The 12,281-nt window shown below is 69.5% G+C and carries 12 protein-coding genes; 2 read left to right on the top strand and 10 right to left on the bottom strand.

Translation table 11 applies throughout. From position 1 onward, the window contains the following. Positions 1-867: SDR family oxidoreductase (locus ACWEOO_RS18175; protein WP_452143953.1), on the top strand; the 867-nt coding region annotated here is incomplete at its 5' end. A gap of 63 nt (positions 868-930) precedes the next feature. Then, on the top strand, positions 931-1,908 hold the full coding sequence (locus ACWEOO_RS18170; RefSeq protein WP_452143952.1) for a TIGR03557 family F420-dependent LLM class oxidoreductase: 978 nt from the start codon (positions 931-933) through the stop codon (positions 1,906-1,908). 99 nt (positions 1,909-2,007) lie between these two features. Here ACWEOO_RS18170 and ACWEOO_RS18165 read toward each other — a convergent pair whose 3' ends face one another. From ACWEOO_RS18165 to ACWEOO_RS18120, 10 genes are all read right to left on the bottom strand, one after another. Beyond that, positions 2,008-2,862 carry an amidohydrolase family protein gene (locus ACWEOO_RS18165; protein ID WP_452143951.1) on the bottom strand — a complete coding sequence of 285 codons (855 nt, stop codon included), beginning with the start codon at positions 2,860-2,862 and terminating at the stop codon, positions 2,008-2,010. Continuing rightward, positions 2,859-3,314, bottom strand: coding sequence for a MaoC family dehydratase (locus ACWEOO_RS18160; protein ID WP_452143950.1), 456 nt, complete (start codon positions 3,312-3,314; stop codon positions 2,859-2,861). Before ACWEOO_RS18160 ends, ACWEOO_RS18165 begins: the two co-directional genes overlap by 4 nt. After that, positions 3,311-4,432, bottom strand: coding sequence for an extracellular solute-binding protein (locus ACWEOO_RS18155; RefSeq protein WP_452143949.1), 1,122 nt, complete (start codon positions 4,430-4,432; stop codon positions 3,311-3,313). The genes ACWEOO_RS18160 and ACWEOO_RS18155 overlap by 4 nt, the downstream gene beginning before the upstream one ends. Then, positions 4,429-5,571, bottom strand: coding sequence for a CaiB/BaiF CoA transferase family protein (locus tag ACWEOO_RS18150; RefSeq protein WP_452143948.1), 1,143 nt, complete (start codon positions 5,569-5,571; stop codon positions 4,429-4,431). The genes ACWEOO_RS18155 and ACWEOO_RS18150 overlap by 4 nt, the downstream gene beginning before the upstream one ends. Positions 5,572-5,598: 27 nt before the next feature. Further along, positions 5,599-6,693 carry a Gfo/Idh/MocA family protein gene (locus ACWEOO_RS18145; protein WP_452143947.1) on the bottom strand — a complete coding sequence of 365 codons (1,095 nt, stop codon included), beginning with the start codon at positions 6,691-6,693 and terminating at the stop codon, positions 5,599-5,601. After that, a complete protein-coding gene (locus ACWEOO_RS18140; RefSeq protein ID WP_452143946.1) occupies positions 6,693-7,592 on the bottom strand; it encodes a carbohydrate ABC transporter permease in 900 nt (299 codons plus the stop codon). The genes ACWEOO_RS18145 and ACWEOO_RS18140 overlap by 1 nt, the downstream gene beginning before the upstream one ends. Continuing rightward, on the bottom strand, positions 7,592-8,551 hold the full coding sequence (locus ACWEOO_RS18135; RefSeq protein WP_452143945.1) for a carbohydrate ABC transporter permease: 960 nt from the start codon (positions 8,549-8,551) through the stop codon (positions 7,592-7,594). Before ACWEOO_RS18135 ends, ACWEOO_RS18140 begins: the two co-directional genes overlap by 1 nt. A 10-nt stretch (positions 8,552-8,561) precedes the next feature. Then, on the bottom strand, positions 8,562-9,899 hold the full coding sequence (locus ACWEOO_RS18130) for an ABC transporter substrate-binding protein (RefSeq protein WP_452143944.1): 1,338 nt from the start codon (positions 9,897-9,899) through the stop codon (positions 8,562-8,564). A gap of 135 nt (positions 9,900-10,034) precedes the next feature. Next, complete coding sequence (locus ACWEOO_RS18125; protein WP_452143943.1) at positions 10,035-11,054, bottom strand: LacI family DNA-binding transcriptional regulator; 1,020 nt, start codon at positions 11,052-11,054, stop codon at positions 10,035-10,037. 10 nt (positions 11,055-11,064) lie between these two features. Continuing rightward, entirely contained in the window at positions 11,065-12,204 is a 1,140-nt protein-coding gene (locus ACWEOO_RS18120) for a CaiB/BaiF CoA transferase family protein (protein ID WP_452143942.1), read from the bottom strand. Positions 12,205-12,281: the final 77 nt, after the last annotated feature.

Genomic DNA, 12,281 nt, shown 5'->3' with positions numbered 1-12,281 from the left:
GCGCGGGAAGTGACCGAGGCCGGTGGAACGCCGTTGCCGATCCCGGTCGACGTCTCCGACGCCGCCCGGGTCGAGGCCGCCGCGGATCAGGTCGAGAAGGAACTCGGCCCGATCGACGTCTGGGTGAACGTTGCCTTCACCTCGGTGTTCGCGCCGTTCCTGGAGATCGAGCCGAGCGAGTTCAAGCGCGCCACCGAGGTCACCTACCTCGGGTACGTGTACGGGACCAGGGCGGCGCTCACGCGGATGAAACCGCGCGACCACGGCACGATCGTGCAGATCGGCTCGGCACTGGCCTACCGCGGGATCCCGCTGCAATCGGTGTACTGCGGGGCGAAGCACGCGATCCAGGGCTTCCACGATTCGCTGCGCTGCGAACTGCTGCACGACAAGTCCGGGGTGCGCGTGACCATGGTCCAACTGCCGGCCGTCAACACCCCGCAGTTCTCCTGGGTGCTGTCCAGATTGCCGAAACACCCCCAGCCGGTGCCGCCGATCTTCCAGCCCGAGGTGGCCGCGGACGCGATCGTGTACGCCGCCGACCATCCGCGCCGGCGCGAGTACTGGGTCGGCGCGCCGACCGCCGCGACCTTGATCGCCAACAAGTTCGCGCCGGGCCTGCTGGACCACTACCTCGGGCGGACCGGCTACAAGTCACAACAGACGAACATGCCCAACGAACAAGCCGCGAACCTGTGGGGTCCGGCCGACGACCGCAGTCGCGACTACGGCGCGCACGGAGCCTTCGACGAGCGCTCGTCGGCACGCAGCTACCAGATGTGGGCGTCGAGGCACCGCGGTCTGCTCGGCGCGGCGGCGGCCGGAGTCACCGCGGCGACCCTGTACTTCGCCCGGGGCCGGCGGTAGCGGATCTGATTGGAGAACGCCGCATCGGGCACCCGAAAGCCAAGCGACGACGCGGAGGTGCGCGTGAAGATCGGATATTTCCTGTCCAGCGAGGAGTACACGCCGGCGGAGCTGATCGAGCAGGCACGGATGGCCGAGGAGGCCGGGTTCGACGCCTTGTGGATCAGCGACCACTTCCATCCGTGGAACGACGAGCAGGGCGAGAGCGCGTTCGTCTGGTCGACGATCGGCGCGCTCTCCCGGGTGTGCGAGCTGCCGGTGACGACCGCGGTCACCTGTCCGACCGTGCGGATCCACCCGGCCGTGATCGCCCAGGCGGCGGCGACCAGCGCGGTCCTGCTGAACGGGCGGTTCACGCTCGGCGTCGGGACCGGCGAGGCGCTCAACGAGCACATCCTCGGATCGGTCTGGCCCTCCCTCGACGTACGTCTGGAGATGCTCGAGGAAGCGGTCGAGATCATGCGCCGGCTGTGGACCGAGGACGGGTTCGTCAACCACCACGGCAAGCACTACACCGTCGACACCGCGCGGATCTACACCCGGCCGCCGGACCCGCTGCCGATCTACCTGTCCGGATTCGGGCCCGAGGCAACCGATGTCGCGGCGCGGATCGCGGACGGGTACATCACGACGTCGCCCGACCGGGACCTGCTCCGGCGGTTCCGCGACCACGGCGGTCTCGACAAGCCGGCGCAGGCCGGGTTCAAGGTCAGCTACGCGCCGACCGAGGAGGAGGGCGTCGAGCAGGCGCACCGGATCTGGCGCAACTCCGGTCTTCCCGGCGAACTCGCCCAGGTCCTCCCCTCCCCACGGCACTTCGAACAGGCCAGTGAGCTGGTCACGAAGGAGTCCACCGCGCAGTCGGTCGCCTGCGGGCCGAAGGCCGAGACCCACGTCGAGGCGTTCACGCCGTACGTCGACGCCGGGTTCGACGAGGTGTACGTCGCGAACATGGGCCCGCACAGCGTCGACATGATGAATCTCTACCGCACCGAGGTCCTCCCCGAACTCCGTCTCCGCAAGGAGCAGTCCCATGACTAGCCACCAAGCCTGGACGACTGTCGACGTCGCGCCGAACGTCCTGTTCGACCGGCTGTCCGACCTGGGCCATCTCCCCGACTACCTGCCGGCTGGCCGACATCAAGACGTCGTTCGAACAGCATCCGCCGACGGAACGGTCGTGATCCGGTAGAAGCGCCGGGCGGTGGCCGAGTAGATCTGTTCGCGGTCGTCGTCCGAGAGTCCGGACAGCGCCGCGGTCAAGCCCTCGAACACCTGGTCGTAGCCGCCCGCCGCCGTCGAGATCGGCCAGTCGCCGCCGTACATCAGCCGGCCGGGGCCGAAGACGTCGAGGGCTCGGTCGACGAACGGCTGGATCGATTCCCGATCCTCGGGATAGAGACCGGAGAGCTTCGCGTGCACCAGCGGGTTCTCCGCTGCAGTCTCGATCAGGCTCCACCACGGCTCGCGGCCGGCCTCGCCGATCGGCGGCTTCGCGAGGTGGTCGATGACGATCCGCAGCCCGGGATGCCGTTCCGACAGCGTCGGGACGTGTTCGAGATGCCGCGGAAGGACGGCGACGTAGTCGAAGGTCACGCCCGCGCGCTCGAGGACGCCGAGACCCTCGTCCACGTCGGGCCGCAGGATCCAGTCCGGGTCGGGGATGTCGTGGATCAGGTTGCGGATCCCGAGGACGCGAGGATCCCTCCGCAGTTGCGCGAGACGGTCCGCGGCGACGTCGGGCCGGTCGAGTGGCACGTACGCGACGATCGCCGCGACCTCCGGGTGCCGATCCGCCACCTCCAGCATCAGGTCGGTGTCGCCGTCGTGGTCGTCCGACTGGACCAGCACGGTCGCATCGACACCGTTGCGGACGAGGTGCGGCCGCAGTTCGTCGAAGGTGAACGTGCGGTGCCACTGCGGCACGTGCGGTCCGAGCCACGCGTACGGCGAGCGGTCCAGATCCCATACGTGCTGGTGGGCGTCGATGATCATGCCTGTCCTCGCTTCTCGACCAGGTAGAGATGGGTGAGGACGAGCACGGTCTCGCCGCGCTGGTTGGTCACGCTGACCTGCTCGTGAACGTACCCGTGGGTCTCGGGTGTGCGCCGGTGGTCGGACTTCTCGGTGATCACCGCGGTCACCGTGATGGTGTCGCCGATGAACACCGGCTTGATGAACCGGATCTTGTCGTACCCGTAGGACATCGACCGCGGATTGATGTCGCCCGCGGTCATGCCGACGGCGACCGACAGGATCAGCGTGCCGTGCGCGATCCGCTGCCCGGCCGGCTGCGTCGCCATCCACTCGGCGTCCAGGTGGTGCGGGAAGAAGTCGCCCGTCTGGCCGGCGTGCAGCACGATGTCGGCCTCGGTGATCGTCCGCCCGACGGTCGTCCGGGTCTCCCCGATCTCGTGGTCCTCGAACCAGCGGTCCGCAACCTTCATCGATCCCCCAGCAGTCGTTCGGCCAGTGCGTTCGCGCGCCGTACCAGCTCCGTGTCGGTCGACTCGCCCCGCAGGGTCGCGGTGACCCACGGCGAGACGACGTCCTGGAACTCCATGTAGCCGGCCGTGCGGGGCCGCACCCACGCACCTTCCAGCGTCCGCCGGGTACCTCGGAAGAAGTCCCACGAGTCCTCGTTCAGCCGGTCGTCGTCCCACGACGCGGCGTACCCGGGCTGTCCACCGGCGTCGTAGTACACCCCCGACTGGACCTCCGGCGACGCCAGCCACATGGCGTACGCACGGGCCGCGTCAAGCTTCTTGCTGTACGCCGAGACCGCGATGCCCGCTCCGCCGAGCTGCGACCCCGCGACGCCGCGCGGCCCGGCCGGAATGTCGACGTACTTGAGCCGGTACGGCCGGAAGCCGCGCCGCGAATAGTTCGTGTATCCATACGCCAGCGGCGCGTACGCCCAGCGCTCCTCGCGCGCCAGCGCCTCGGCAACCTCGATCGGATTCGCTGCGAGGCACCAGTCGGGTACCCGCTCCGCGAGCCGGTGCATCAGGTCGAGGACGGCGCCCGCGTCGTCCTCGGCGAGGAAGCGTCCGGGCTCGGCCGCGACCGGCGTACCGCGGTTGGCCGCGAGCGTGCACAGCGTCGAGTACGCGTCGATCGGCTTCGCGGGCCACAGCACCCGGCCTTCGCCGGCCAGCTCGAGGACGCCGTCCCAGTCGGTCGGCGGCGCCGGCAGCAGATCCGGCCGGTGGACAGCGACCTGCGCAGCGGAGTCGGTGGCCAGACCGTACTGGTGCCCGTCGTGCGCGTACGACGCATGACTGTTGCCCACGGCATCGGCCGCCAGCGCTGCCAGCTCCGCGTCGTGCCCGGCCCCGTCCAGCGGCGCCAGCAGTCCGGCCGCCAGCGGGACGTGCGGATGGTCGACGACGAGCAGGTCGTACCGCGCGGCGAGACCCGCGATCGGCTCGTCGGCGAAGGCCTGGAGCGACCGGTACTCCCACTGCACGTCGACGCCGGTACGCCGGGCGTACTCCTTCGCCGCGGCGACTTGGCAGTCGTACCCGCGCGGATGCTCCCACGTCATCCCCCGCAGCGTCGTCATGCGATCTCCTCCACGTCGACCGGATCGTGCTCACCCAAGCGGGGCGCCGGTCGCGAGTTGGTCAGCCGCTGCCCGTCGATCCGGATCGGGCTGCGGGTCGTCGTCAGGTCGAGACCGTCCCGCCGCAGCTGCTGCGTCATCGCGATCGCCCGGAAGCCTTCGTGCCCGACGAGCTCGTCCAGCGTCAGGACCGGCGCGCACCAGACGTCCTCGGCGTCCAGAACGGCCAGCCACTCGTCGCGCGTGCGGGTGCTGAGCCGCTCCGACAGCAGGTCCTCGATCTCCTCCTGGCGGTCCCACCACGACTGCGGATCGGTCATCGCGGTCACCTCCGGCAGGTCGAGCAGCCGGCCGATCGTCGGCACCGGGTTCATCGCGATCGCCAGATACCCGTCGCTGGTCGGGTAGATGCCGTACGGCGCCGGAAGGAACGCGTGCGCCGACCGGATCCCCTTGCGCCGGACCTCGATCGACGGATCGTTGAGCCGGGTCGTCAGCAGCTCGAACTCGAGATCGAGCAGCGCCTCCAGCAGGCTCGTCTGCGCGTGCCCGCCCCGACCGGTGCGGAAGCGCCGTACGAGCAGGGCGGTGATGCCCTGCGCGAGGTGACAGCTGGCCAGGTGATCGGCGACCGCCAGCCCGACGGGCACCGGCGGATTGTCGCGGGAACCGTTCAGCCAGGGCAGTCCGGCGATCGACTGGGCGAGCAGATCCTGCCCGGGGCGATCCTTGAACGGGCCGGTGTCGCCGTACCCGCTGACGCTGCCGTACACGATGCCCGGGTTGATCCGGCGGACCGTCTCGTAGTCGAGGCCGAGGCGTTCCATCACGCCCGGGCGGAAGTTCGAGACCACCACATCGGCCGTCGCGACCAGCGCCCGGACCCGGGCCAGGCCGGCCGGGTCCTTCAGGTCGGCGACGATGCTCTCCTTGTTCCGGTTCATTGCGTGGAACGACATGCTGTCGCCGTCGACCGTCCGGCCGGCGAAGGCCAACTGCCGACCGGCGTCACCGCTGCCGGGACGCTCGATCTTGATGACCCGCGCGCCCAGGTCGGCAAGGCGCAGCGCCGCCACCGGCCCGGCCAGGAACTGGCTGAAGTCGAGCACGGTGACCCCGGTCAGGGGTAGATCCGTCACCACTCGTCGGTCCTCTCAGGTCGTAGTTCAAGCGTCGTACGGCGGTGGCTCGCCGCCGTTCGCGGCGGACGTGTAGGCCGCCTCGACGACGGCCATCGTGCGGAAGACGTCCTCCACCGACGTGGGCAGCGACGGGATCGACCCGTCCAGGTAGCGCTGCACCACGCCCATCGAGCCGATGAACGCGTCCGGGAACCACGACCCGTCGAACGGCACCGGCCGCCAGCCCTCCGCGAGCCTGTCGTCAGTGACCAGTTCGAGCCGGTCCTCGCCGCCGCGCGGGTAGTCCAGCAGGAGACCGAGCTGCACCCGTACGGCGCCCTTCGTGCCCTCCCACTTGACGTAGCTCTCCTCGTACCGCTCGCCGAAGTGGTGATCGTGGTTCGTCGACACCACGACCCGCAGCGGCCGGTCGCCGTACGTCAGCGCGATGTCGGAGCGGCTGTTGGCGTGCGACTTCGACGGATGCCGCACGGTCACCGCGGACACGCCGGTCGGATCGCCGAGGAACGAGCGGACCAGATCCAGGTAGTGGACGCTGTGCATGTTGATCTCGAGCCGGTCGAGCTCGAGGACGTACGGGAACATCTCCCACGGCGTCCGGACGGAGACGCGGACCTCGACGTCGTACAGCTCACCGATGATGCCGTCGGCAATCAGCTTGCGCGCGACCGCGACGTACGGCGCGAACCGCAACTGGGTGTTGACCGCGGCGACCAGGCCCTTGCGGCGGCAGACCTCGCGGGTCCGGATGCCTTCCGCGAGGTGGTTGCCGAGCGGCTTCTGGAGCAGTACTGCCGCGCCGTCGGGCAGCTGTTCGAGGACCTCGAGGTGGGCCTCGGGCGGGAGGGCGATGTCGTAGACCGCGTCGTCCGGCGCGGCGGCGACGGCGGCAGCAACATCGTCGTACGCCTCAGGTACGGCGTACTTGGCGGCGAGGGTCTGCGCGCGGTCTAGCCGGAGATCGGTAATGCTTGCGACCGGGAAAACCGCCTTGCTGTACGCGGGCAGATGAGCGTCGCGCACGATGCCGCCGGCGCCGACGATCACGATCGGGCGCGGGTTCGCCGGCCGGTCCAGGGTGTAGCCGGGGTGCGGCGAGAACTCGGGCAGGCCGGTCATCAGCCCTTCACCGCCCCGACCGTCTCACCGCGGATGAGGAAGCGCTGCGCACCGAGGAACACGGCCAGCAGCGGCAGCATCGAGATGAACGTCGCGAGCGCCAGCTGAGGCATGTAGAGCTTCACGTCCAGGCCGGCAGCGACGGTCGGGTTGAACAACGGGCTCGCTCCGATCAGTTGCTGCAGACCGATCGACACGGTCTGGTTCTGCTGGTTCGAGGACAGCAAGGCCAGCGGCAGGAAGAAGTTCGTCCAGTTCGCGACGAACGCGAAGAACGCGACCAGGACGACGACCTGCTTGGAGATCCGCAGGCCGATCCACCAGAACACCGACACCTCGCCGAGCCCATCCAGCCGGGCGGCCTCGACGAGTTCCTTCGGCATCGTGGTCAGGTAGTGGATGTAGGACAGGTACACGCCGAACGGGAAGAATCCCATGATCAGCGCGACCGGCCAGAGCTGCCCGACCGCTCCGACCGCGTTCACCTCGAGGAACAGCGGGATCACCAGCACCGTGTTCGGCATCACCATCGTGACGAGCGTGATCACCAGCACCGCCCGGCGGGCCCGGAACCGGAGCCGCGCCATCGCGTAGCCGGCCGGCAGCGCCGCGACCACGCCGAGGATCGCACCGCCGCCGGCGACGACCAGCGAGTTCGTCAGCCAGCGGGTGAACAGGCCGCCCTCGGGGCCGAAGCCGTTGACCTGCGACCAGCTGTACCGGACGTTGCTCCAGGCAATGTCCCCGAGACCGAGGAATCCCCCGCTGCCGGCCTCGACGCCGTCGTTCGACCGGAAGGCCATCGCGACGAAGCCGGCGATCGGCACCAGGAAGATCGCGGCGACGAACAGCATCGACACCACGCGCGCCAGGCGGCCCGCGCTCCAGTTCTCGATCATCAGCTGTCCTCCTCGCCGAACAGCCCGCTGCGGAACACGATCAGCAAGCCGATGCCGAGCGTGATCACGAGCAGGATCAGCGACATCGCCGCCGCGGCCGGGAAGTTGTAGTTGCTGAACGCGAAGGCGTACCCGAGCTGCGTCGGCGTCCACTGGTCGGGCAGCGCGTTGCTCGCCACCTGGTCCAGCAGTTGCGGTTCGAGGAAGAGCTGGAAGCCGTACGCGAGGTTCATCAGGGCGGCGTACCCGATCCACGGCCGGATGATCGGCAGCTTCACGTGCCAGGCGAGCTGCCACGCGTTCGCGCCGTCCAGCGCGGCCGCCTCGAAGATCTCGTCGGGGATGCCGTTCAGCCCGCCGTTCACCACGACGATCCAGGAGCCGACGCCCTGGAAGAACATCATCGCCGTGAGCACGAACGGCAGCTGCCCGGGCGCGGCGACCGCCTGCTTGATCGTGTCGACGCCGATCGCGTGCCAGAAGCCCTCGATCGGCGACTGCCCCGGGTTGAGCAGGTACACCCAGAGGACGAAGTTCGCGATCCCCGCCAGCGCGCCGGGGATGTAGTACACGAACCGCATCGCCGAGCCGAACCGTCCGGGACTGGCGTGGATCAGCAGCGCCAGCCCGACGATGCCGATCATCATGATCGGCAACCAGATCACCAGCGTCGCCAGCACGTTCTGGAACGTGTCGACGAAGCGGTAGTCGGTGAACACCGTCTTGAAGCTCGTGACGCCGCCGAACCCGGTGCTCGGGTCCAGCGGTGTCGGCGGCTTCTCCAGAGCGGTCTTGACGGCGTACCCCACCGGTACGATGCCGCCGACGAGCAGCAGGACGGCGTACGGCGACAGCAGGAGCCAGGCTCCGCGGGTCTCGCTCGACCTGGACGCCTTCGGCCGCCGGGTGCTCGGCACCTGGAGGCCGGTGCTGCGCTCGTCCATCAGGGCGGTTGTCATCGGCGTACCCCTACTTGACCGTGTAGCCCATGGCCTTGGCCTGCTTGAGGAGCTCGTCGTTGAACCCGGTCCAGGCCTGGTCGACGGTCTTCCCCGACGCCAGGCCGGCGGCCATCGTCTCGGTCCAGACGCTGCCGGTGTTGTAGAGCAGGTACGAGTGGTCCGGCTGGACGTATGCGTTCGCACCCTTCATCGCGGCGAACGTCGTCGCGTTGTCGGCGAAGTACTTCCCCTTGGTCTGCTTCGCGATCCACGCGTCCTGCACCGGGCCGTACGCCGGCAGACCGGTCGACAGCTCGACCTGCCACCTAGGGTCCGTGGCAACGAACTTCGCGAAGGTCAGCGTGTTCTCCAACTGTTTGCCGGTGATGTGCCGCGAGAAACCCCACAGGCCGCCGCCCTCGTTGCCGGTCGCGGGCTTGTCCTCGCCTTGCCAGGTCAGCGGCGCGACCCCGGTCATCTGGCCGGCCGGGATCTTCCAGGACTGCCGGAACAGGTAGTCGCCCCACCAGGCGGCGCCCGGGCTCATCACCAGGTCCTTGCCGGCCTTCGCGGCGTCGGCGTCGAAGATGCCGAGGGTCGAGACCGCCTTGGCCTGCACGAGTTTCGCCAGCAGGTCCTTCGCGCGCACGCACTTCGGGTCGGTCAGGTCGACGTGCACCTCGGTCTCGGACTTGCGGGCGTTCGTCGGACAGCCGGAGGCCCAGAGGTATCGGTCGGGCGCGTACGCGTCGCCGGTGAAGCCGCTGAGTCTGCCGGGGTGCTCCTTCGCGATCCGCAGCGCGAGGTCGCCGTACTCCTCCCAGGTCTTCGGGACCTGGTAGCCGTACTGGGTGAAGAACGCCCTGTTGTACCAGAAGATGTCGGGCGCGGCGTCGTTGCGCAGGCAGCGGATCTTGCCGTCGATCTTGCAGGGGGCGATGACGGCGTTCTCGTAGCCCTTGATCACGTCCGGCACCAGGTCGGTGAGGTCGGCGGTGTAGTTGACCTGGGTGCCCGACGCCCAGGCGATGTCGTCGTTCGACGGGAAGAAGATCGCGTCCGGCCAGCCCTTGCCGGCCTGGTTGAACTGCGCGAACTGCTGCTGCAGCGACTTGCCGCCGACGGTCCCGTCGATCTGGTTCAGCGTCACCTTGATCTCGGGATGCGCCTGCTGGAACGCCTTCGCGGCCGGCACCCGCGGCGGGTCGACCCAGACGGTGATCGCGCCGCCGGAGTCGGTCTGCTTGACATCCGCGCCGGCGCCGCCGGCCGACGAGCCGCACGCGGTCAGCAGGGCCGCCGCGCAGGCGACGGTCGCGACAGCCAGCGTGCGCACTGTCCCGGGACGAGAACCGGGTGACTTCATGACGGACTCCTTCGCGTGCCCCACCTGCTCAAACGTTGGAGCAGAACGCTAGACCGCGACGGCGAGGCTGGTCAATCGTTTGAGCACGGACTTTTGCGCCACCGCGACAGAACCCCCTGACGCGAACCCGGCCGGTCAGGTGGTACGGCGTGGCGGCGCGGTGGACTCGCGGACGACGAGTTCCGGCGGCGGGTCGGTGACCACCTCGTCGGAGGTCTCGCCGGTCTCGATCCGCCGGATGACGCTGCGCACCGCCGTACGACCGACCGTGTAGAACTGCATCTTGACCGCGGTCAACGGCGGCCAGGTGTTCTCGGCGGTCCACGAGTCGTGCACGGTCACCACGGACAGGTCCTCCGGCACCCGGATCCCCGCCTTGCGCGCCTCCGCCAGCAGACCGACAGCGGCGTTCACGTTGGCCACCACGATCGCCGTCGGCCTCGGCTCCAGCGCCATCAGCCGATGCAACGCCGTACGCCCGTTGTCCACGGTGTAGCCAACCCTGGTTTCGTACTCCTTCGGCACCCGTACGCCGGCGGTTGCGAGCGCGAGCTTGTACCCCGTGCGCCGCCGCTTCGCGGTGAACGATCGCGGCAACCCGTTCGCGAACGCGATCCGCTCGTGCCCCAGCTCGAGCAGATGCTGGGTCGCGATCAGCGCACCACGGTGATCGTGCAGCGTGACCGAGCCGACGTAGCCCGGACTGGACGAGTTGACCAGCACGATCGGCGCCTGTGTGGTGAGCAGGTCCTGGAGACCCGCGGGCAGCACCGCGTCGCCGACCTGCAGCGCCATACCGTCCACCCGGCCTTCGCCGATCAGCCGCGCGATCACCTCACCACCCGGCCGTACGTCGTCCGAGCGCCCGAGCAGCACGGTGTACCCGCGCTCCGTCGCCTCGTCCTCCGCTCCGTGCATGAGCTCGGTGAACAGCGCGTTGGTGATGTCCGGTACGACCAGCCCGACGACCTGCGTCCGCGCCGACTTGAGCGCCCGGCCCGCGAAGTTCGGCCGGTACTGCAACTCCCGCGCTGCGTCGACGATCCGCTGCCGGGTCGCCGCGCTCACCCGCGAGTCCGGCGCGTCGCTCAGCACCCGGGACACAGCGGAGATCGACACCCCGGCACGGGCAGCAACGTCACCCAGAGTCGCCATGCTCCCCACCCTACTGAGCAATCGGCGGATCGGCGGCGAACGGGTCCGCACCGTCACGCAGCCGCCCCTGCTCTCCGAGCCGCGGGGCAGCTCGGCCGGCCCGAAGCACCTGGCCGTCGATCCGGATCGGACTCCGAGTTGTCGTCAACCGAAGCGGCTCACCACCCGGCTCGGCCGGCTCCCGCTCGACGACCTGTGTCATCCCGACCGCAGCAAAGTCCGCCGACCCGATCACCTCGTCCAGCGTCCGCAGCGGCACACAGTCGACCCCGGCGGCACCCACCATCTCGACCCAGTCCGCGGTACGCCCCACCGCCAGCCGCTCCGCAACCCACCGACCGACCTGTTCCACGCCGCCGACCTCCACTCCGGCTGGTGCGCGCAGGGCGCGGAGAAGGGTCTTCGGGCGGGTCGGCGCGATGGCCAGGTGGCCGTCGGCCGTCGCGTAGAGGGCGGACGGCACGAAGAGATCCGGCGGGGTCGGTTCGGTCGCCGGAGGGTTGAGGCAGGCGGTAAGCCGCTCGAACTGCAGGTCGAGCATGCCTTCGAGGAGGCTCGTCTCGATCAGGCCGCCGCGGCCGGTGCGCAGCTTCCGGACGAGCAGTGCAGTGACGCCCTCGGCGAGGTGGCAGCTCATCAGATGGTCGGCCAGCGAGAGCCCGACGGTCACGGGCCGATCGCCGCCGCCCACCCAGGTGAGAGCCGACACGGATTGCGCGAGCAGGTCCTGTCCCGGGCGATCGGCCCACGGGCCGTCGGCGCCGTACCCGGACGCGGCCGCGTACACGAGGCCCGGATTGAGCGCCCGCACCGACGCGTAGTCGAGGCCCAGCCGCTCCATGACCCCTGGCCGGAAGTTGTGGATGAGTACGTCGGCCCGCGCCACGAGCCTCCGGACCAGCTCGAGTTCGCCGGGGTCCTTGAGGTCGGCGACGACCGCCTCTTTGTTCCGGTTCATGGCGTGGAACGAGACCGTGTCCTCGTCCGCCCACCGTCCCGCGAACGCCAGCGTGCGACCGATCTCCCCGGTCGCCGGCCGCTCGACCTTGAGCACCCGGGCGCCGAGATCGGCAAGCCGCAGCGCCGCCACCGGCCCCGCCAGAAACTGACTGAAATCCAGCACCACCACCCCCGCCAACGGAAGCCCCACCACCCCGCCCCCTCCCTCACCCGCCGCTGCTCAATCGTTTGCGCAACTCTAAACCACCCCCACCCCCACAGCAACCG

The sequence above is a fragment of the Kribbella sp. NPDC004138 genome (assembly GCF_053603655.1).
The sequence above is the reverse complement of the archived record's forward strand: the minus strand, read 5'-3'. Positions and strand labels throughout refer to the sequence as shown.